The following is a 21,447-nucleotide window of genomic DNA, read 5'->3' on the forward strand; positions in this document are numbered from 1 at the left end:
TCCTATTTTGGGATTACGATCTCGGACTGATCGCCATTGCTGGTATCCAAAATATTGATTAAAAGTCCCTGATTAGTATTGGTAATTTGTAAATAAAGCGATCCAAAAAGATAATTTCCGGGCTTTATATTTCCATCACCAAACTGTTCATCAAACAGTTTTCTTGAAAGTTCACTGAGGATCTGTCTGTTGAGACTCTGGGTAAAACTGTCAAGAGAGTTTACACGATCCAGCAAGTTGCTGTAATCATTTTTTTCATCAAATTGATTTTGTGCATTAGCAGAGCTTAAAAGCCACTGATAATTAAACGTATCTCCTCCAAAAGCCGGATTTACCGGTTTATAGACGAGCTGCTGAGATTTTCCGTAGAAAATACCCGCAATAAAGGTCAAAATAATGATAAAGGTTTTCATGGCGGACATTTTTAGTAAATGAATTCATTTTTAATAAGGTTTTTCTTTGCGTTAAATTCTTTGATATATTTTAAGCTGTAAGTCAGCTGTTCTTTTAAATAATCTTCTGCAGGATTGGTCATAAAACTGTAAATAATTTTATCCTCAATCTGAATATTGATCTGGCCGCTTGTCCCGCGGAGGGGAAGTTCTGTAATGGTAACGGCACTGCTGCTTTTATCCGGCAGCTGGCTATACTGCATATAAAACAGATCATAAAAGTCTTTCCCAACCTTTGTTTTGGTTTCATCAATGGTAAGCCCTCTCAGTTCATAGGCAGCATCTTCTTCTATTTTGGCTGTTTTCTTTTTAAAAAGATCGCTGTTAAGCTCCAAACTGTCTTTCGCTACCAATTTCTGGGTTTCTTCATCTCTGATATAAAGGAAAGCTTTCAAGGCATCTTTTGAATCAAGATTTACGCTGATCTCTGACAGTACTTTGACTTCATTGGGATTAACCGAAAATTTACCACTCTGCTGATTGTTCGAAAGGTTTCCTCCGTTTCCTTTTTTAATAGAAACCAAAAGATAATTCAGTTCCTTGTAAACGGCAGTATTGTTCATTACAACGGCTTTCAATATAATTTGGTTTTCAAGGAGACTGCTCTCTATCCTTGCATTTACTTTTTTATCCTCCTGCCCATAAGCCCATACAGACAGGAAGGTAAAAAAAGTGCTCAGGATTAGGGAATATAAAATTTTCATCATCGGTGTTTTAATAATTTCTCATGAAAACTGTTTTATTATCTCCCTTTACATTGATCTGAATTCCATCCGAAATACTGTTGCTTCCTGTAACATCAATAATATTATTGTTCCCTTGTGCAGTAACGGCGGCTTTTGTTTCTTTATCTGTAAATGAGTTGATAAAATAGAGGGTATTGAAATCTCCCAGCTGTTTTACTACAATATTTGTATGGGCGTTAAGAGAAAGCTCGGCATTGTTATAATCTCCTATCTGAATGATATTGGAACCGTAAGAACTCTGATCCATCTGCTGCCTGGCTATAAGATTTAAGATTGTATTACTGTTGACCTTATCCCAGTCTATTTCCTGTGCCTGCAATCGCAGTAGCGCGAAAAGAGTAATAGCACTCCATTTTAAAGTAGACATGGCCTATTTTTGTATTATACATTCATGCAAACCGGAGAAAAGTGAAGGTAAAAAAGGAGAAACCCTGTAGTTTCTCCCTTACAATTTCTAAGATTTACAGTATGTGTTAAAGGGCTTAATTGGACTGATTTACAATCATTGAGTTTCCGTTACCCATCTGAGTTCCTAAATGGATATGAGAATCTCCACTTTGAGTTACCCAGGTAAAGTTACCGTTACCCATTTGAAGGTCAATAGCTGTGTTAGAATCTCCTACCTGGAACTGATAAAGTTGGTTGGCATTACCGGCTTGTATTCCCACAGAGGTATTATCATCTCCTACCTGAAGAGAAGCAGCAATATTTCCATTACCCACTTGTGCGTGAGTAGCACTGTTATCATTACCATCCTGGTATTGAACAAGAACGTTATTGGCTCCTACCTGAACTCCGGTAGCGTCATTTCTTCTTCCCAACTGAATCTGATATGCATCATTACCACTACCTAACTGAATAGCTGAAGCATCATTTCTTCTTCCGTCCTGATATTGGAAGACAGAGTTACCTAATCCAATCTGTACTGAAGAAGCATCGTTTCTTCTTCCGATCTGAATTTGATCTGTAGAATTAAGTATTCCAAGCTGCCATGTTGAAGCAGAGTTTCTGTTTCCCATCTGGCTCACATCATTTGTATTTCCGATACCCACCTGATCCACATCTATAGAGTTTCTGTTTCCGATACTTTGCGCAGTGTTGACATTTAAAATTCCAACCTGATCAATGTCTGCAGTATTACGATTCCCTGTTTGTGTTAAAGAATTGATGTTCAAAAGACCAGTCTGGTCTACAGTAGCAACATTTAAGTTTCCTGTTTGGGTAGTCACATCAATATTAAATTGAGCGAACCCGAAACTCATGGCGAATAGTGTAAGTACACCTGTAAGTAAATTTTTCATCTTAGTAAAAATTAATTGGTTAATAGTAAGGCAAAGGTAGCTTCTCCATCAAAGTGAAAAACCACCATCAAAGTGTAAATTTCAAAAGTCATTGTTTACGGGTGTAAGGGTCACCATTTTCCGTTGTAAGAAAATCATTGTTTTCAGTGAGAGGAAAACACCAACTTCATTTTCAGCTCTAAAAGTAAGTCAGTTCATAGTGAATATTGAGGTTGTGTTGACGGTTATTCTCACTCACTGTTCCCAATTTCCCATCAGCCCTGAAACATCACAGTTCAGGGTTTTACACACTTTACCATTATCAGCTCTTCAAAATTCACTTTCAAAATAAAATTGACTATTGCTATTAAAATTCAGGTTTAAAGTTTAAGATGTAACGTTCTTTATTCTTTGCTCATTACTCATCATTCATTTGCGAAACAAAATCGATCACAAAACATCTTTTCATACTAATATTTGCATAGGTTAATTAATGTTAAGGCCCTTATTTCTTCAAGATATATTGCTAAATTTGAGCTATGGAAAATTTTGGAAAAGATTTATTGAGAAAAATAAAAAGCGTGGAACTTCCCGGTGAACACGCCCATGGAGTCTTCTCTCCCCCCTCCCGTCCCGTTTTTACTTATGATGAAGTATTGGCAAAAAACCCAAAATTTGCAGCAGTCAATATCGTACTATATCTGAAAGACAACGAGTGGTATTTTCCATTGATTCAAAGAACGATTAATGAGCATGACAGACACAGCGGACAGATATCGCTGCCTGGAGGAAAACGTGAGGAAATGGATAGAGATTTTGCTGAAACTGCAGTAAGAGAAACTTCTGAAGAAATTGGGATTGATAAACATTATGTAAGGATTATCAGAGAAATGTCTCCTATTTATATTCCGCCAAGCAATTTTTATGTATATCCCTATATTTCTTATACTAAAAAGAATCCTACTTTCATTCTACAGCATAGAGAAGTTGTTGAAATAATAGAATTCCCCATCACGTCCTTCTTAAACCTGTCGGATACCCCCGAAATGATGGACCTTCCTAATGCAAGCGGACATGAAGTACCGGTCATTAATTTCAACGGATATATTATCTGGGGAGCTACAGCGATGATATTAAGTGAATTCAGCCAGTTGCTGAAAAAAATGTAACTTTGCACTACCGTGTTTAATTGAGAGATGGCGAAGAAAAATATTTTCACCGATGCATTCGGAACCCCTTATTTTTTGAAAAGGTTTATTATTTTTATTTTAGGAGTTGTATCATACAGAAGATTCAACGGCTTTAATAAGTTAAAAATAACCGGGACAGAACACCTTGTGGATCTTCCGGACTCTAACGTACTTTTTGTATCCAACCATCAGACCTATTTTGCAGATGTGGCAGCCATGTACCATGCTTTCTGTGCTGTAAACAATGGATACTTGAACACGATCAAAAATCCGATCTATCTCTTGAATCCAAAGATTGATTTTTACTATGTTGCAGCTGAAGAAACCATGAATAAAGGAATTCTTCCCAAAATATTCAAAGTTGCAGGCGCTGTAACGGTAAAAAGAACATGGAGAGCAGAAGGGAAAAATGTCAACAGAATGGTAGACATGAGTGAGGTAGACAATATTATGAAGGCATTAGACAATGGCTGGGTAGCTACTTTCCCTCAAGGAACTACTTCCGCTTTTGCACAGGGACGAAGAGGAACAGCCAAATTGGTAAAAAATCAGCGTCCTATTGTTATTCCTATTAAAATAAACGGATTCAGAAGAGCTTTTGATAAAAAAGGACTCCGCGTAAAGGTAACCGGTGTAAAACCTACGATGGAATTCAAAGCTCCTTTGGATATCGATTATGATAACGAAAAAGCACCGGAAATTTTATTGAAAATCATGACTGCCATTGAGCAGACAGAGGATTTCAACCTATTACACAGTTATGATGAAGAACTTAAAGCTAAAAAATTAGAACAAAAGGACTCAAATAATTAAAGTAAAGAAAAAAATTATGAACAAAATACTTGGAATCTTATTTGCAATCATAGTATTAGTTTCATGCAACAGCCAAAAGGTATATTCGGATTTTGATATCAGCTATTCGAAAAGCGGCGGCTTTGCTCCTATTTATGAAAATCTGCTTATAAAAGGTAATAATGTACATTATTCTTTTGAAAGCCAGGGAAAGAAACATAAGCAGGATTTTAAAATTTCCGATGAAGATTTAAAAAAACTGGATCAGGTTCTTTCTCAGAATAATTTCAGAAGAATACAGGAAGACCGTAAAAAATTGTACGACAATATTTCAACTTCCATCAACATCAAGAAAGGTCCTAATGAAGGCAGTAAATCGGATGCCAGTATGATCATTGCAAACTACCAGACCAATTGGAACAATATTCTTGAAGCTTTCCAGCAGATCATTAATACTAATGTTAAAAAACAGTAAATACAATTGAAAACCCACTTCATTGCTATTGGCGGAAGCGCCATGCATAATCTTGCGATCGCATTAAAAGACAAAGGATATCAGGTGACAGGTTCTGATGACGCTATTTTTGAACCTTCAAAATCCCGATTAGAAAAGAAAGGAATTCTACCTCAGGAAATGGGCTGGTTCCCGGAAAAAATCACTCCGGATATTGATGCTGTCATTCTTGGGATGCATGCACATCAGGATAATCCTGAGCTGGCAAGAGCAAAAGAACTGGGACTCAAAATATATTCTTATCCGGAATTTTTGTACGAGCAGTCTAAAAATAAAACCCGAGTTGTCATTGCCGGTTCCCATGGTAAAACAACCATTACCTCAATGATTCTTCACGTTTTGAATTTCCACCAGAAAGAGGTGGATTTCATGGTGGGAGCTCAGCTTGAAGGTTTCGACTGCATGGTAAAGCTGACACAGGACAATGACTTCATGGTATTGGAAGGGGATGAATATCTTTCTTCTCCCATCGATCTGCGTTCAAAGTTTTTACTATATCAACCCAATATCGCTTTAATGAGTGGTATTGCATGGGATCATATCAATGTTTTCAAAACATTTGATGATTATATTGATCAGTTCAGAAAATTTGTAGCAAGCATTACAGCAGGTGGAGTTCTGGTGTACAATGAAGAAGATGCTGAAGTGGTGAAAGTAGTGGAAAATGCTGAAAACTATTTCAGAAAAATTCCTTACAAAACGCCTGAATACGAAATCAATAACGGTAAAGTCTATTTAAAAACCGAAATGGGAGATGTTCCGCTTTCTGTTTTTGGAGCACACAACCTGTTGAATCTAGAAGGAGCAAGACATATCTGCCGACAGCTCGGCATTATGGATGAAGATTTCTATGAGGCTATTATGAGTTTCAAAGGAGCATCCAAACGTCTTGAAAAAGTAGAAAGAGAGGATAAAGGAACACTTTATAAAGATTTTGCCCATGCACCAAGTAAGGTGAAGGCTGCTGTAAAAGCATTTGCAGAGCAGTTTAAAAATGATAAAAAATATGGATTTCTGGAACTTCACACGTATTCCAGCTTAAATCCGGCTTTCCTTGAGCAATATGACCACGCAATGGATGGTCTGGAAGAGGCTGTAGTTTTCTATTCTGAAGATGCGTTAAAGATCAAGAGAATGGAGCCTATCTCTCCTGAATTTATCAAAGAAAAATTCAAAAATGAAAAGCTAAGGGTTTTCACAAATGCTGAAGATCTTCATGCCTACTGGAATACATTGGATAAAACGGATGGTGTTTATTTAATGATGAGTTCCGGGAATTTCGGGGGTCTTGATTTAACAAAATAATGATCATCTATACAGAGATCGTTTAAAAATTCTCAACATACTAAAAACTCCTTTCAACTGAAAGGAGTTTTTTATTTTTCAAACAAACAAATCATTACAATAACCAAAATATGATTTATTTATTTCATGATAAATCAATTATTAATAAAAAATATTCATAAATAAACAAATACAAATATAAATTTAATTTTAACACAAGATTATAATGCTTTAACAATCAATATATTACATTTATTATTGTAAAATATTTTTATATATTTGGTACGCAAAAAAACATAAAAATGAAAAAAGCGATCTTGTTTATTATTTTACCTTTTGCTGCAAATGCTCAAGTTGGGATCGGAACTAATATTCCGACAAAAACTCTTGATGTCAACGGAGAATTACGTATCCGTACTTTACCTATAGGGGTGGCTGCCGATGATATACTCTCTACTGATGCCTCTGGAAATGTAAGAAAGATTGCCAGAACCGACCTTAGTGGCGGATCATCATCCGGATTCAATAATTCCATACTAGGATATGATCCTAAACCAGTCGCTACGAGACCTCAACCACCAGGCGCAGTACCGGGAGGAGGTACAGCCACTGAACTAGGCTGCAAGAAATGGGCAGGAAATAATCATACCTATTGTGCCTATCAGCTTTCACAGGCTATTAACTGGTTCAACGCATACAACTTTGGGAAGCAAATGGGCGGATACCTTGTTACCATGCCTAATGACGCTGAGAGAACGTGGGTGAATACCAATATCGTAGCTTCCGGAACAGGCTATAACTTAGCCAACAATGTATGGATTGGCTTTAATAAAATTCAGAGACCGGGAAATCCGGATCAGCTCCAGTGGATTACAGGGGAAGAATTCAGAATCAACTGGTCTACCAACCCTGCCACTACAGAAAATTGGTTTAATCCCGGAGAGCCTAACAATTCTGGAGGAGTGGAAGGAGCCACCCACATATTTGCAGGCAGTGCAAATGCTGAGAGAAGATGGAATGATTTGAATGGTTCACTGACTACGAATTCAAGTATTTCTATGAACCAGCTTATTATTGAGTTTAATGAATAATAATCGCACCTATGAAAAAATCAATTTTACTATTCATTATATTCCCTTATCTCGCAAGTGCCCAGGTTGGCATAAATACAACTGCTCCTTCAAAAACACTTGACATCAATGGAGAGCTACGAACCCGTACTTTACCCCAAGGTAATGCAGCTGATGATATACTCTCTGCCGATACCAATGGAAATGTAAGAAAGATTGCCAGAACTGACCTTAGTGGTGGAACAGCATCCGGATTCAATAATTCTATATTAGGATATGATCCTAAACCGGTAGCAACAAGACCTCAGCCACCGGGTTCAGTACCGGGAGGTGGTACTGCTACTGAAATCGGCTGCAAAAAATGGACAGGAAACAACCATACCTATTGTGCGTATCAGCTTTCACAGGGAATCAACTGGTTCAATGCATACAGCTTTGGAAAGCAAATGGGAGGGTATCTTGTTACCATGCCTAATGATGCTGAAAGGGTCTGGGTTGCAACCAATATTGTAGCTTCCGGAACAGGTTATAACTTAGCCAACAATATATGGATCGGCTTTAATAAAATTCAAAGACCCGGTAATCCGGACAGACTTCAATGGATCACGGGAGAAGAGTTCAGAATGAACTGGTCTACCAATCCTGCCACCACAGAAAACTGGTTTGCAACAGGAGAACCTAATAATTCCGGCGGAACAGAAGGATCTACTCATATTTATAATACTGCAGGAAACACGGAAAGGAGATGGAATGACTTAAGCGGAGCAACCACTACTTTTACCGGCTCAGCAATGAACCAGCTTATCATTGAATTCAGTGAATAAAAAATAAAAAAAGCTTCAGAATATATTCTGAAGCTTTTTGGTGAAAATATAAGTATTGTGTTTTAATAAGTTATAAGTTTTTTGATTATTTTATCCAATACTGAATAATACGGCCTTCATAATTACCTGATTTAAGATTTAAATTATGTGGTCTCCAGTTTGCCCAGCCGTTATTACAGAAGCTTGCCCCTCCATAATCATCCGTACTGTTTGAACAGGTTCCAATATGATGGTTAAGCTGGCTTTCGTTATTCATATATAATCCAAAAAGATCATTCAGATAATATTTATTGAAAGTATAAGTCTGCCCACCCGGATAGGTATAAGTCAGATTATTGGCAGGTGTATTGTTGGATGCATATCCATTTCCTCCAAAAATTCCGGTGAAGAAACTAGCCTGACTGTACAGCCCTGGTATATTCAATTGAAAGTCAACACCATTTAATTTATATAAAGTAACCCCTGTAACAGGTTTCCCAAAATCAAATCCGAATATTTTTCCTTTGGTTGTATTTCCATAGGTAGTATAGTTCCCCGTTGCCAGGTTACCGTCCGTAACAATTGCGTTCAAATAATTATTTTTTACCCAGTTATCATTTATAGGAGCAACTGTAGAGCTTTCTATATCAGATACAGTAGTACCTATCTGCCCTTTTTCTTTGATTGAAAAACGATATTCTTTTGAAGTGGAAGTACTATTGCCTATATTACTCACAGCTGCCGCCGGTAAAGAAAATGCATATTCATTAAAGATCCCGGTTTCTGTAGTTACTGCGTTTCTGGCTGCCTGAGTAGCCCATGACTCATTCTGTGTTTGTTCTACTACCAAAATCTGTCTTTCGGAAAGAGATTTAATTAAGGTCCAGCCGCCATTAGACATATCACAATAGGTTTTATAGGGGTTAGAGCTTGCATCCTTCACCCAATAGTAGCCGTCTGTTGTTTTTCCGGCACTAAAAATTTCAAGGCATCGGTTGGCAGGGTTGGCAAAGGTTCCTACTGTGGTCCCAAAAGTAACATTAAAAGTACATACCTGAGGATTTGCACCATTGGTGGTAAAAGAATAGGAATAAGTCCCGGCCCCGGCTGGAATTCCTACTCCATGCAGCGTAAAGCTGGTATTAGCTACAGTAATATTTTCAGTTGTTGTAAAACTTACACCGTTATTAGTGGAGGTAGTAATATTAACAGTTCCTGCAGTATTTACATTAGAAAGAGGAATACTCACTGTATTGGTATTATAATCAAGCTGTACCGGACTGTTATAGATTCCTGAGACAGAAGATCCTGAGCAGTTAATACCATAACTTACCTGAGAGCTTAGGACGTTTACCGTTTTAGAAGTACATGTGGTATCTGTAATTCCTTCATATGAAAAAGAAAGGGTATCTGTTTGCGGGCCTGTAACAGGTGTACCTACCCCATTGAGATTGATAACATATGTTCCTGCCCCGGGAAATACTCCTGATTTTTCGAAATAATATCCATTGGGTGTTTTGGCGAGAATATTATAAGTACCACCAATGGTTACTGTAACTGATACTGACACGTAATTATTATTATTTAATGGTGTTCCCTGTGTATAGCTTCCATATACTTTAACTGAATTACAATCTGTTGTATAGGCAGCTTTCTGACCGTTCCCACACAAGCTTATCCACGCTGTGTTTCCAGCATTATAATAATTATAACATTTCTGATCTGTATTATAAATAATAAGACCGTCTTCTGTTGCAGCCGCACCAATAGCATCTCTTTGTGCGGTTGTAAGAAGTGGAAAAAGAATTCCGGTATTATTATTTTTAGACATTACATGAAGGGCTGCTTTCGGATTAGGAGTTACTGTATTTATACCTACCTGAGACAACAATCGCAATGAGATTAAAAAGATAAGAAGAGAATAGAGTTTTCTGTGTTTTTTCATTTATTTGAAGATTATTAAAATATTAGAACATCAATTGTAGTATATTTTACACTGGGTTTATGTATCCTGCAATGGAATACTTTATATGAAAACTTAAATTCTACTAAAAAATATCACCTGAATATTTTTACTAATTTTATGCAGCTTTAGTATTTTTATTAATTTTACAGCGTCAAATAATCATAGAAATTTTATAGGTCTTTATTTATTTGATTACAACCTCAGTAAACAATCAATTTGTACTTGCTGCAAATCTAGAGGTTTGAATAAATCAGGTAAACAGAAAATCAGTCAAAATTCAATATCAACTGAATAAAAGATAAGATATTGTTTAAAAGACATTTAAATAAAATATTTTTGAAAATTATTTGGAAAACACTTTTTAATGGAAAATTTTTATTTAGAAAATATTGAAAGTCTTAAAAAAAGATTTATTCAGCAGTACAATATTCTGACCTATTGTATACTCATTATACTCATTTTTGTTTTTCAGTTCTATATTTATATCCCCAGGATGTCGCATTACCTTTTAGGCGGACTTATTTTCCTGATTTACAGTAATTTTCTGATAAAAAATAGATATACTGCCAACCAGATCATAAGAGCATACATGATTATTGCACCAGCCTATCATTTTTATATTATGCTTACTTTTTGGAATAACTCAATCAGTTTATTTGCAACCTTATTTCCGCTTCCCCTTGCCGCTTATGTATTCTTTTCAAAAAAATCAGCGGTCAGGTATTTATTGTATATGCTGGGGAATATTTTGGCGTGTTACATCACCTTAACTGTGTTTGACATACATTTTCCTAAATACGCTCACAACGAGGTTATTTTTTCGGATATTCTCAACTTCATATATACTTTTTCGGTCATCATTTTGCTATTTATTTATCATGACAAGCTTAATAAATTCCAGATCCTTACCGGTAGCAAAACTGAGCTGGATTTCAATGTCCAATCAATAGATCAACATTCAGAATTTCAGGACACGGACAAATCAGTAAAAAAAGAAAGTACAATAGATCAGAAGACCGTTAATGAGGTATTTGAAAAACTCAACTATATTATGAGTACAAAAGAACTATTCAAGGATCCAAAGCTTAACATTTCAATGCTGAGTATCCAGTTGAATATGAATTATAATTATCTTTCCAAAATCATACGAAATAAAGGATATCAGAATTTCAGTGCTTACCTGAATGAATATAGAATTAACTATGTAAAAAAGCTTATATCCGAAACTGATCTTCAAAAAATCACTCTGATGTATATCTACACTGAGGCTGGATTTTCAAACCAAACTACCTTCAACAGGGTATTTAAACAAATAGAAGATATTACCCCTTCAGAATATATCCACAAGAAATTTCCTTCTCAGGATATTCAATAGCCAATTGATATTTAATCTATACAGCAAAAAACAATACAATATTTCATTGGTATAATGAATTACAAGATTATTCCTTAAAAAAATAAAGATTATTTTTAGTTTTTATATTCTTATCTTAATTTTCTATTATTGGTCAGCTCAATACTTTTTATGGAGCCTACCGGTGAAATTTTTATCGTTTTACTTCCTTTAGCCAGATAAATATAATACATACTGTTGGATCCTATCAGATGAACCAGTTCAGACTTTTCATCGTTATAATTTAATGTATAATCATATTTAAGTCTGTTTTCCTTTATTCTTTTGGTTAATGTCATCCCTTCACCCCATCCTATTCCTACGAAGAAAGACAAAAGCATCATAGCCAGAAATCTTACAAACATATTGGTAAAGTGATTTTCAATAGCCTCTTTACTCATGCTTTCATGCTCTTTGAGAGATGCCATTTTTAGTGCCCACTTTTTATTTTTACTACTTTGCTTTGATAAATAAGATGGAAAGGCAAACGAAGACGCCACTATAATCATGAGAGCGATCAATATGGCAGGATGAGACGCCAACGTAGCAATGGGACTGATCAGGATATCCATTATGGTGGAGTATTTTAGAATATTAATGCCTAGCTGGTAGTAGAAGACACTTTCCTTTAATATTCCCATCACGACAAGAAAAAGATATCCGAACGGAAGTGATCTTTGAATTCCTTCTGAAAATTTCATGTATATTTTCTCTGGTTTTAGTTTTAATATTTAATCAAATGAATATTCCTGAAAGATTTTAACAAAAAACCAACTTTCCGGTACATCAAATGATTCTTATCCACGAAAATATAAAATTATCCTCAATTTGAAAGCATATCGATCTATCTTTCACATTCTCTGATCAGTTTCGTCAAGATTTCCTCTGTAGAAAGTTCACTATATTGATGAATAGACTGTCCTATCCAAATTCCTACAAATTCAGGATTCTGCAGAGATTTTGCTGCTTTGCGTAAGGCGTTGGTTAGCTTGTTCTGATAAGGGTATGGTAAAATGTATTCTGAGTGCTCAACAAGGTCTATAAATTTGTTTCTCACTCCTCTGGCATACCTTCCGGAGAAACTTTTCGTTAACATAATTTCATCTTCTTGTACCCTTTTAAGCCGTTCTTTTTCAAAAGGCTGCAAGGCACTTTCCTGGGAAGCCAACAAAAGATTACCCACCTGGAATCCTTGTGCTCCCAAATCTTTCACAGCCTGTAAGGTTTTTGCTCCATAAATTCCACCAGCATAGATCAAAGGTACTTTTACATGATCATAAACTTGTGATAACAAAGACAACCCTCCGATCTGCGGAATATTTTCAGCTTCGAAACTTCCTCTGTGGCCACCTGCTTCTATCCCTTGAACACAGATGATATCAATACCGGATTTTTCAAGAAGTAAAGCTTCTTTTACAGAGGTACAGGTTCCGATAAGAATGACCCCGTTTTCTTTTAATTTTTGAATACTCTGATCATCAAGATTCCCAAACGTAAAGCTTATAATCTTGCAGTCTTCCTCAATAATGGCATCCACCTGCTCATGATAGCCGTTTATGCTGAGGTCCTCAAGATCCGGAAGGCTTACATCAATATGATTCTCTTGGGCAAGCTGCCCGATAAAGCGTTTGGTCCTAACAAATTTTTCTTTTAAAGCCTCTGTTACTTCAGGAATGTGATGTACAAAAATATTCGCGGCAAAAGGTTTGTCTGTAAGTTTCTTCGTTTCCCTGATAAGCTCTATAGATTGATCTGTTGACAGATCTGCCAGTGCCAGCGATCCCAGACAATCTGCTTTTGCAGCTGCGGCCACCATCTGTACCGTACTCACTCCAAACATCGGAGCCTGAATCACAGGATATTTTACCCCTAATCTTTTACTGATTGTATCCGGCCAAAACATAAGAATTATTTTTATTAAAATGTACGAAGAATGAAGCAATGCCTATTATTAAATAATATGATATTGCTCACAATTTATCGTTTAAGGTTCTTGAAAAGTGGTGAAAAACAAACTTATCTAGCTTTCCTGAGCTCTTTGTAGTACAACTTTGATTCTGCATCAAGTTTTTCTGTGGCATAAGAAAATGTGACTGCAGGCATTGTTTTCGCGTAAGTAGTAAGAAAACTTTCTAATTTATTTTGGTCTTTTTTCCCAGCTTCTCTTACCCAGCTTCCTACCGCTTTATTCACGAGTTCGTTGGGATCATTCACAAGTATTTCTGCAATAGCAAAAGTGTCATGTACATCATTTTCCCTGATAAATGCATGAGTGCTTACAATAGCTGTTCTTCTTTCCCACGGACTATCGGACTGGGCAAGCTGGTATAAAACATCCCTGGGTTTATCTATAAGATATTCTCCGATAATATAACGGGCTGCTCTGTCCACAAAATCCCAGTTATTCAATCGGTCGTGGCGGTTCAGATACAAATCATACAGCTGTTTCTTTTGATCTTCAGACGTCTTTTTACTTCTAGCCTGGAAATCCATAATACTCACCGCTCCCATTCTTACTTCATAAAAATCACTATCAAGAAGTTGATTGATCTCTTCCAAAGACATCGCAGAAAACTCCTTAGCCGTAGTAAAAACATCTCCGAATTTCACTCCGAAGCTTTTGGTAACACCATCGTTTCCCTTGAAAAATTTCTCCACTTTATCGATCTCTTTTTCATTCTTAAATAAGGCGAGTGTTTCTATGAATTCTTTTGCAGTCATGGGTAGTATCTATTTAAAATCCCACAGACTTCACAATACCTCAGATTCTTGATCTGTACATTCATGAAAGCTGTGGGAGCAATTTTATTTTAAATTTTTAAAACTAAATATCTGCTACAGAATTTAGCATTTTCTGTTCCCATTCCGGATCTTTAGGATCAAAGAATAATCTTTTTCCTGTATCTAAAGAACGAACAACATTCATTTCATCTTCTGTCAGTTCAAAATCAAATACATTAAAGTTTTCTTCAATTCTTGATGGTGTCACCGATTTTGGAATGACCACAAATCCTTCCTGCAGGTGCCATCTTAAGATTATCTGAGCAACTGTTTTACCATATTTCTCTGCGATCGCTTTCAGATCTGCATTGCTTAAAAGATTGGCATTTCCATTTCCTAGCGGGCTCCACGGCTGCGTTACGATATTATTTTCTCTGTCATAGACCTGTAATTCTTTTTGCTGGAATACAGGGTGCAGCTCGATCTGGTTGATTACAGGCAAAACAGTAGAATTGGCTTTCAATTCCTCCAGCTTTTCAATGGTAAAATTACATACCCCTATTGCTTTGATCTTTCCTTCCTGATAGAGTTCTTCCAAAGCTTTCCATGTTCCCAGGAAGTCTCCATACGGCCAGTGGACAAGATACATATCAAGATAATCCATCTGTAATCTGTCTAATGTTCTCTGGAAAGCGCTTTTTGTCTTTTCATATCCATGATCCTGAACCCATACTTTTGAGGTGATAAACAAGGTATCTCTGTCTACTCCACTATTTTTTACCGCAGTACCCACTGCTGTTTCATTTTGATAAATAGCTGCCGTATCAATCATTCTATATCCTGTCTGAATCGCTTTGATTACCGCATTCTCGCATTCTTTCAAGTCTTCCATCTGCCATACTCCAAAGCCTAAAGCTGGAATATCTACTCCGTTATTTAAAGTTACCACAGGCTGTCCTGTATAGGTTTTCTTTTGCATAAGTCTTTATTTTAGTTATTAATATAAAGTGATAAACAAATTTGCGACAAAAAATTGAAAATTCTGCTTACCAATTTTACTGTTTCTGTTAAAAAATTGTTATTTGATAGGCGATTAATAATCTATGAAAATTTGTTTCGTTAAACTACCCCGTCTTTTTGCTTTGCAAAAATCCACCCCTTCAGAGAAGGAGAATGAATACTCAACAAAATACCTCTACTCCCACTTCTAACTTCTAACTTCTAATGTATGCTCCAACTGGTATCCCATCGCTATTTTCATTATTTTTGTTTAAATTTTAAAAATCATGTCACAAAATATCAGACTGGCTGCTGCAGAGGATTATCCGAGAATTATGGAAATCTGGGAATCGGCTGTAAAAGCAACTCACGATTTTCTTACAGAGGAGGATTTCAATCATTTCAAGGAAGCTATTCCGAGGGATTATCTTCCCAATCTGGAAGTCTATTTAATTATTGAAAATGATGAAGCGAAAGGTTTTGCTTCCGTAGCGGAAGGTAATCTGGAAATGCTTTTCATTCATAATGACACCCGTGGAAAAGGCTATGGAAAAACACTTTATCAGTTTATGAAAGAACAAACAGGTCTTACCAAGGTAGATGTCAACGAGCAAAATCCACAGGCAATCGGGTTCTATGAAAAAATGGGTTTCAAAAAAGTGGGAAGATCAGAAAAAGATGGCTCAGGAAAGGATTATCCACTTATTCATATGAGCTTGTAAATGGAAAATTTTGCTTTTAAGAAATTAAATTCTGATGTAGAAATACCTTATCATTTACTACTGCTGGCCGATGAAACCAAAGAAGCGATTGATCAATATATTTTCAAATCCGACCTCTATCTTTTACATGACGGGACCGAAAACATTGCGGTGATGGCATTGTACAAAAACAGTGATACAGAACTGGAAATTAAAAATGTGGCAGTGATTGAAAGCTACAGAAATAAAGGAATCGGAAGTATCCTGATGAATAAAGCCAAAGAAATTGCGAAAGAAAATCATTATAAAACACTGACTGTTGGAACGTCGGATACCGGCTTCCAACAGATCAGATTTTATGAGAAAAACGGTTTCATCAAACAAGGAATTCTGAAAGATTTCTTTATCGAAAATTATCCATTTCCTATCTATGAAAACGGTTTGCAGATGCGGGATATGATCTTACTTGCCCATCACCTTGCGGAATAGCCCTTTGATATGTTCTATTTCCGTTTGGTAATTGGTATTTTTTCTACATCCGAAATAAAGTGTGTTTTCAAGCTTTTTCTTTCCTTCCCAGATCAGCTTCACATCACCACTTTCGATTTCATTTTTACACAAAAAGTCCGGGATAACCGCTAATCCGGTTCCGCCTTTCAGACAACGGATGATTGAATTGAGGTTAGGAACGATATAATTAGGGCGGAAATTAGGTTTATGACCGAAATTCAAGGTCCAGAATTGGAAAAGGTGTTCCATATCTCCGGTTGTTCCGTACCATTTTTCATTTTTCAACCATTCCTCAATCTGCTCGGCATCTTTTGTTTTCAACACTTTATTGAAGGCTGCTTTATCGACATCTTTTCCCCCTACCAGAATAATCTGCTCAGAAGAGAATGCTTCATGTTCTATATTGGGTGAAGATCCTTTTTTCGGTGTAATGATAAGGTCCAGAATTCCTTTATCCAGCTGATCAAGCATTTCAGGATATTCTCCAAAACTGATAATCAGGTTAAACGGTAATGAAGAAACATATTGCTCCAGCGTTGTCTGGAACGTCTCAAAACACATCCCCACACTAATGGTTGGAGTATGCTTCTCTGTGGATTTCTGAAAATTCTTCTCTACATCCTCCAGTTTGGTAAGAGGCTCAGCTACTGCATTGAATAATACTTTTCCACGCTCTGTCGGAAGCATTTTTCTTCCGGTTCTGTCGAACAATTTATATCCTACATAAGCTTCTAATGAACTTAAGTGCAGGCTTACTCCCGGCTGGGATATGAATAAAGCGTCCGCAGCGCCCGTCAATGTCCCGGTTTTATAGATCGCCTTGAAAGTACGATACCATTCTAAATTGACCATGACTTAATTATTAATATTATAATGCAAAATTACAAAATAATTATAATACTGATATCATTTTTAAAACATATCAATTCGTTGATAATTTTAATGTACTATTTTTTTGTTTTTAGTAAGGTCGGAAAACTTGAGCCTGAAAGAGGGAAGCCACAACTTCCCTCTTATGTCTGCAAGACTCTTCATTTTCATTACCTGAATTCCAATTATTTTACGATCTGAATAATCGTATTCTGAAATTTTTCTGGTTCGTCTTTATGAATCTGGTGGCTCGACTTTTCAAATAAAAATAAGTCTTTCTTAGGTGCTTTTACTTTTTGAAAATATTCAGTGGTAACTCTGGTAGAAGTTTGGACATCGTTTTTACCAACAAAAAAATAAATAGGGCATTCTACTTTCTTTAAAGTCTTTGGAAGGTCAATATTCATAACTTCGTTCCATGCAGGAGACCATGTTTTTGACCACTGCAGAAACCCTTTCTTGAAATCGTCACCTGTCACATACTTCTTACCATCTTTATAAAAAAGCCATTTTCTTAAATAAAATAAGTCTTCATCAACTTTGAAAGGAATATGTACACTTGCCAATTCTTTACTGGCAACAGGATCTTCTTTAAAATAATCTTTTAAAATTCCAAGCAGCTCTTTCTCACTCACCAATTGGCTGACAACTGGGTTTACTGCAAAATAGGCGTGTAAAAGTTCGGGATGATTTCTAACAATATAAAAACCTAAAGCATTTCCCCAAGAGCTTCCCAATAGATATATTTTTTCCTGTTTTAATTCTTTTCTAAGAAAATTAATAACCTGATAAGTATCTTTTCCCATAAGCTCCACTGAAGGCTGAACGGGAGAAGGATTCAGTTCAAGAGTTTTTCCGGCATCTCTCTGATCCCATTGAACAATGGTAAATTTATCTTTCAGGAGATTCGTAAAAGAGTCTGCATTTTTCCGCATTGAACTTCCCGGGCCACCTGATAAAAATAAAAGTATTGGCTTACTGGCGTCATCTGTTTTAATATCTATGGCTTGTTTTATCCCACCAATTTCAGGGGTAAGAAGGGTATCTATTTTTACTTTCTGTAATTGTGCTAAACTCAATACGGATAATAGTAAAAAAATAAAAAGAACTGCTTTTTTCATGATTTCTAAATTTTAATTTGACTTGAATAATCTATTGCAAATATCTTTCAGAGAATCTTCAAAAAAGTATCAATAAAAATAGTCGAACTGATTTTAATAAATAAATGAGTTCGACCATTTACACATAAAGGTACGAGTAATTACAAAACACTACAAATCAATTATTTAAAATTAAAACATAGGTTTAACTAGTCTATTTTCAATGCAATATGAAAAGACGATTTTGAATTAAAATTTGTTGCAGAGGGATGCGAAAACAAACAAGCGGAAAAACACGGTCCTAAAAAGGAAGAAAATATTCTATTTATTGTTTTACTGATATCTTTTTATTGCTTAAAAAATGAGCATAATAATTAGGAATCCCACTTTTCTCTATCCCGAGTAAAGTTTGTTCGAGTGGATAGGTTATCTGTACAATTTCCGGGGTAATATTTTCCTCATCCAGAGTTAAAATAAGATAAGAAGCCAAACGGTTGTCTTCTTTGGACCTGCCTACAGAACCTGCATTCACAGCCCATCCATTATTTTCAAAATGTTTTACAAATGATAAATGGGTATGCCCCATTACAATGACATCAGATTGAGATTCTTTCAGCATGTCGGAAAAAACCTCATCGTTTTCAGATTCATACATATAAGTATCATTGCTGGTAAGACTGGAATGTACAAGTTGGATATTCCAGTGCCTATTCCCTATCTTATAGTTTAATTTCAAATGAAAAGGGAGTGCTGATAAAAACCTTTTGTTTTCTTCTGTAATATGCTTTTTGGAATGATCAATGGCAATAAACCTGACTTCTGTTTCTTCTTCTGAGTGTTTAGATAAAGGAATAACAGGAATATCAAAAGCAATTCTTTCATCATGATTTCCCATCAAACAAGGGATATTTAAGCTTCTCATCTTTTCAATCACTTCATTTCCCCAGGGAGCAAAATCTACTAAATCCCCCAGACAGAATTTCTGACGAATCCCTCTTTCCTCTATATCCTTCAACACCGAATCCAGCGCAGGAAGATTCCCATGCACATCACTAAAAACTGCAATCTGTATCATATTCACTCTATTTGTCACAACAAATTTACAAGAGAGCCCTGACAACAGGATCAAAAAGCAGTATGACATTTCACATGATTGGTAAAATTTAAATTATCATTATTATGATAGTTACGTATAATTTATATTATTTTTATTATACAAAGATCCATCCTAACTTTGCAGAGTAAAATTTAAACAATCATAAAAAAATGAAAAAAGTATTAATCATCAACGGAGGACAGAATTTCGGACATTCCGGAGGAAAATATAATCAAACGATTGCAGAAAATACAGTAGCCGTTCTTAAAGAATTTGATAATGTAGAAGTAAAGATAACCAATGTAAGCGAAAACTATGATAAGAATGAAGAAGTACAGAAGTTTGTCTGGGCAGATTATATCATTTACCATACTCCGATCTGGTGGTTCCAGCTTCCGAATGGATTGAAAAAATATATCGATGAAGTGTTCACAGCAGGTCATGCCAAAGGAATTTATATGAGCGACGGAAGAAATGCCGAGAATCCTGAAATCAACTATGGAACAGGTGGAATGCTTGGCGGCAGAAAATATATGCTGACGACAAGCTGGAATGCTCCTGCAACAGCCTTCACTTTACCTGGAGAGTTCTTCAGTGAAAAAAGTGTGGACGATGGACCATTATTTGGTTTCCATAGAATGAATGCTTTTGTTTCTTTAGAAAAAATGGAAAGCTTTCACTTCCATGATGTAGAGAAAAATGCAAATATAGAGCGTGACATGAAGCTTTATAGAGAGCATGTAAGAAACGTATTTGAAAAAGAATTGAAACCAGAATTGGTATCATGAAAAAAGTACTGATAACAGGTATTACCGGCTATATTGGCGGAACTATCGCAAAAAAACTCCTTGACAGGAATTATGAAGTAACAGGACTGGTTCGTAATGAAACTCACGCAGAGGAACTGGAATCATTAGGCATCAAAACTATTGTGGGGAATATCCATGATGAAGATCTTATAAAAACAGCTGTTTCTGATGTAGATGCTGTCATCCATAATGCGGATTCAGCTGATGATGCCTATACAGCAGATAACTTTATCAAAGCATTGGAAGGAAGTCATAAAACTTTTATATTCACTTCAGGTTCAGCTATTTTTGGAGGAAAGGAGAATGGTAAAAAAAGTGACTTTATCTTCAGAGAAGATTTTCCTTTGCAGCCAAGATTGGAAATGGCATCCAGGGTATTGATCAACAATTACGTCCTGCAATCGGCAAACAAAGGGATAAGAAGTGTCGTTATTGTTCCTACAATGGTTTACGGAGAAGGTCTGGGAATAAAAAAAGACAGTATTCAGATTCCGGCTCTTATCAATTTTTCTAAGGAAAAAGGACATGGTGTCTATTTTGGTGAAGGTGAGAATATCTGGTCTAACTTACATATTGAAGACCTCGCAGAACTGTATGTACTTGCCTTGGAAAAAGCAAAAGGAAGCTCTATCTATTATGCTGAAAATGGTTCGTCTTCCTTAAAAAACATTGCAGAGAACATCAGCAAAAAGTATAGCTTAAAGCCAGCAAAGTCATTAAGCATTCAAGATGCTGTTAATAAATTTGGTCCTGCAGGAGGCTATTTCGGCTTTGCATCTAATAGCAGATGCAGCTCAGATAAAGCCAAAGCAGAACTGGATTGGAAACCTATCTATAACTCAATTGAAAATTTTATTTAATTATGAAAATTCACCTTACAGCCATTATAAAAGCCAAAGAAGAACACCAGTCAGAAGTATTGGAAGTTCTTCAGAATATGGTAAAAGAAACAAGAAAGGAAGAAGCATGCGAGCTTTATAATCTTCATCAGGGAATTGAAGACAAAAACGAATTTGTTTTCTACGAGATTTGGAAAAGCGCGGAAGGATTGGCTCAGCACAATCAGCAGCCTTACATCCAGGCATTCGGAGTTTTGGTAGATGAAAAGCTTCAGGAAAAACCACAGATTTATACCACCAATATCATTTAAG

General features: G+C 36.0%; 24 protein-coding genes. 12 read left to right on the forward strand and 12 right to left on the reverse strand.

Annotated features, from left to right (window positions below; translation table 11 throughout):
* Positions 1-2 precede the first annotated feature (2 nt).
* From C1634_RS14605 to C1634_RS14620, 4 genes are all read right to left on the reverse strand, one after another.
* Complete coding sequence (locus tag C1634_RS14605; RefSeq protein WP_103231500.1) at positions 3-413, reverse strand: curli production assembly/transport component CsgF; 411 nt, start codon at positions 411-413, stop codon at positions 3-5.
* 11 nt (positions 414-424) lie between these two features.
* Positions 425-1,159, reverse strand: a complete 735-nt coding sequence (locus C1634_RS14610) for a curli production assembly/transport protein CsgE (RefSeq protein ID WP_228410081.1) — start codon at positions 1,157-1,159, stop codon at positions 425-427.
* A 7-nt stretch (positions 1,160-1,166) separates the two neighbouring features.
* Complete coding sequence (locus tag C1634_RS14615; protein ID WP_103231486.1) at positions 1,167-1,565, reverse strand: hypothetical protein; 399 nt, start codon at positions 1,563-1,565, stop codon at positions 1,167-1,169.
* A 115-nt stretch (positions 1,566-1,680) separates the two neighbouring features.
* Positions 1,681-2,499, reverse strand: a complete 819-nt coding sequence (locus C1634_RS14620) for a hypothetical protein (RefSeq protein ID WP_103231485.1) — start codon at positions 2,497-2,499, stop codon at positions 1,681-1,683.
* 518 nt (positions 2,500-3,017) lie between these two features.
* Between C1634_RS14620 and C1634_RS14625 the strand changes: the two genes are divergently transcribed.
* The 6 genes from C1634_RS14625 to C1634_RS14650 all read left to right on the forward strand — a co-directional run bounded on the left by C1634_RS14625 (position 3,018) and on the right by C1634_RS14650 (position 8,152).
* Positions 3,018-3,647, forward strand: a complete 630-nt coding sequence (locus C1634_RS14625; protein WP_103231484.1) for an NUDIX hydrolase — start codon at positions 3,018-3,020, stop codon at positions 3,645-3,647.
* A 27-nt stretch (positions 3,648-3,674) separates the two neighbouring features.
* Positions 3,675-4,481, forward strand: a complete 807-nt coding sequence (locus tag C1634_RS14630) for a lysophospholipid acyltransferase family protein (protein WP_103231483.1) — start codon at positions 3,675-3,677, stop codon at positions 4,479-4,481.
* Between the two features lie 16 nt (positions 4,482-4,497).
* On the forward strand, positions 4,498-4,935 hold the full coding sequence (locus tag C1634_RS14635) for a hypothetical protein (RefSeq protein WP_103231482.1): 438 nt from the start codon (positions 4,498-4,500) through the stop codon (positions 4,933-4,935).
* A gap of 6 nt (positions 4,936-4,941) precedes the next feature.
* Positions 4,942-6,279, forward strand: coding sequence for a UDP-N-acetylmuramate--L-alanine ligase (locus C1634_RS14640; protein ID WP_103231481.1), 1,338 nt, complete (start codon positions 4,942-4,944; stop codon positions 6,277-6,279).
* Between the two features lie 281 nt (positions 6,280-6,560).
* Positions 6,561-7,349 (forward strand): C-type lectin domain-containing protein, encoded by a 789-nt coding sequence (locus C1634_RS14645; RefSeq protein WP_103231480.1) that lies wholly within the window; start codon positions 6,561-6,563, stop codon positions 7,347-7,349.
* Positions 7,350-7,360: 11 nt separating this feature from the next.
* Positions 7,361-8,152, forward strand: coding sequence for a C-type lectin domain-containing protein (locus C1634_RS14650; protein WP_103231479.1), 792 nt, complete (start codon positions 7,361-7,363; stop codon positions 8,150-8,152).
* Between the two features lie 85 nt (positions 8,153-8,237).
* Here the strand turns inward: C1634_RS14650 and C1634_RS14655 are convergent, their stop codons facing one another.
* Complete coding sequence (locus tag C1634_RS14655) at positions 8,238-10,076, reverse strand: fibrinogen-like YCDxxxxGGGW domain-containing protein (protein WP_109738682.1); 1,839 nt, start codon at positions 10,074-10,076, stop codon at positions 8,238-8,240.
* A 385-nt stretch (positions 10,077-10,461) separates the two neighbouring features.
* On the opposite strand from C1634_RS14655, the gene C1634_RS14660 reads away from it, so the two are divergent.
* A complete protein-coding gene (locus tag C1634_RS14660) occupies positions 10,462-11,472 on the forward strand; it encodes a helix-turn-helix transcriptional regulator (protein WP_109738683.1) in 1,011 nt (336 codons plus the stop codon).
* A gap of 110 nt (positions 11,473-11,582) precedes the next feature.
* On the opposite strand, the gene C1634_RS14665 is transcribed toward C1634_RS14660, so the two are convergent.
* The 4 genes from C1634_RS14665 to C1634_RS14680 all read right to left on the reverse strand — a co-directional run bounded on the left by C1634_RS14665 (position 11,583) and on the right by C1634_RS14680 (position 15,190).
* A complete protein-coding gene (locus C1634_RS14665; protein WP_103231476.1) occupies positions 11,583-12,191 on the reverse strand; it encodes a hypothetical protein in 609 nt (202 codons plus the stop codon).
* Between the two features lie 143 nt (positions 12,192-12,334).
* Positions 12,335-13,393, reverse strand: coding sequence for an NAD(P)H-dependent flavin oxidoreductase (locus tag C1634_RS14670; RefSeq protein ID WP_103231475.1), 1,059 nt, complete (start codon positions 13,391-13,393; stop codon positions 12,335-12,337).
* A 113-nt stretch (positions 13,394-13,506) separates the two neighbouring features.
* On the reverse strand, positions 13,507-14,211 hold the full coding sequence (locus C1634_RS14675; protein ID WP_228410082.1) for a DNA alkylation repair protein: 705 nt from the start codon (positions 14,209-14,211) through the stop codon (positions 13,507-13,509).
* Between the two features lie 103 nt (positions 14,212-14,314).
* Positions 14,315-15,190: an aldo/keto reductase gene (locus C1634_RS14680; RefSeq protein WP_109738685.1), complete on the reverse strand. Its 876-nt coding sequence runs from the start codon at positions 15,188-15,190 to the stop codon at positions 14,315-14,317.
* Between the two features lie 307 nt (positions 15,191-15,497).
* Here C1634_RS14680 and C1634_RS14685 point away from each other — a divergent pair, with 307 nt between their 5' ends.
* Both C1634_RS14685 and C1634_RS14690 read left to right on the forward strand, forming a co-directional pair.
* Positions 15,498-15,932 (forward strand): GNAT family N-acetyltransferase, encoded by a 435-nt coding sequence (locus tag C1634_RS14685; protein WP_103231472.1) that lies wholly within the window; start codon positions 15,498-15,500, stop codon positions 15,930-15,932.
* Positions 15,933-16,400, forward strand: coding sequence for a GNAT family N-acetyltransferase (locus C1634_RS14690; protein WP_103231471.1), 468 nt, complete (start codon positions 15,933-15,935; stop codon positions 16,398-16,400).
* Here C1634_RS14690 and C1634_RS14695 read toward each other — a convergent pair.
* The 3 genes from C1634_RS14695 to C1634_RS14705 form a co-directional block, all read right to left on the reverse strand.
* Entirely contained in the window at positions 16,374-17,273 is a 900-nt protein-coding gene (locus C1634_RS14695) for a LysR family transcriptional regulator (RefSeq protein WP_103231470.1), read from the reverse strand. The two genes, C1634_RS14690 and C1634_RS14695, sit on opposite strands and share 27 nt — an antisense overlap.
* Positions 17,274-17,476: 203 nt before the next feature.
* A complete protein-coding gene (locus C1634_RS14700; protein ID WP_103231469.1) occupies positions 17,477-18,412 on the reverse strand; it encodes an alpha/beta fold hydrolase in 936 nt (311 codons plus the stop codon).
* 304 nt (positions 18,413-18,716) lie between these two features.
* Positions 18,717-19,466: a metallophosphoesterase family protein gene (locus tag C1634_RS14705; protein WP_109738686.1), complete on the reverse strand. Its 750-nt coding sequence runs from the start codon at positions 19,464-19,466 to the stop codon at positions 18,717-18,719.
* A gap of 191 nt (positions 19,467-19,657) precedes the next feature.
* Between C1634_RS14705 and C1634_RS14710 the strand changes: the two genes are divergently transcribed.
* From C1634_RS14710 to C1634_RS14720, 3 genes are read left to right on the forward strand one after another with little or no spacing between them, the layout of a single operon-like run.
* The gene (locus C1634_RS14710) at positions 19,658-20,275 is read left to right on the forward strand and encodes an NAD(P)H-dependent oxidoreductase (protein ID WP_103231467.1); all 618 of its coding nucleotides are present in this window, start codon (positions 19,658-19,660) and stop codon (positions 20,273-20,275) included.
* On the forward strand, positions 20,272-21,156 hold the full coding sequence (locus C1634_RS14715) for an NAD-dependent epimerase/dehydratase family protein (protein WP_103231466.1): 885 nt from the start codon (positions 20,272-20,274) through the stop codon (positions 21,154-21,156). Before C1634_RS14710 ends, C1634_RS14715 begins: the two co-directional genes overlap by 4 nt.
* Positions 21,157-21,158: 2 nt before the next feature.
* A complete protein-coding gene (locus tag C1634_RS14720) occupies positions 21,159-21,446 on the forward strand; it encodes a putative quinol monooxygenase (RefSeq protein WP_103231465.1) in 288 nt (95 codons plus the stop codon).
* Position 21,447 lies beyond the last annotated feature (1 nt).

This window comes from Chryseobacterium viscerum (assembly GCF_002899945.2).
Classification (GTDB): Bacteria; Bacteroidota; Bacteroidia; order Flavobacteriales; family Weeksellaceae; genus Chryseobacterium; species Chryseobacterium viscerum.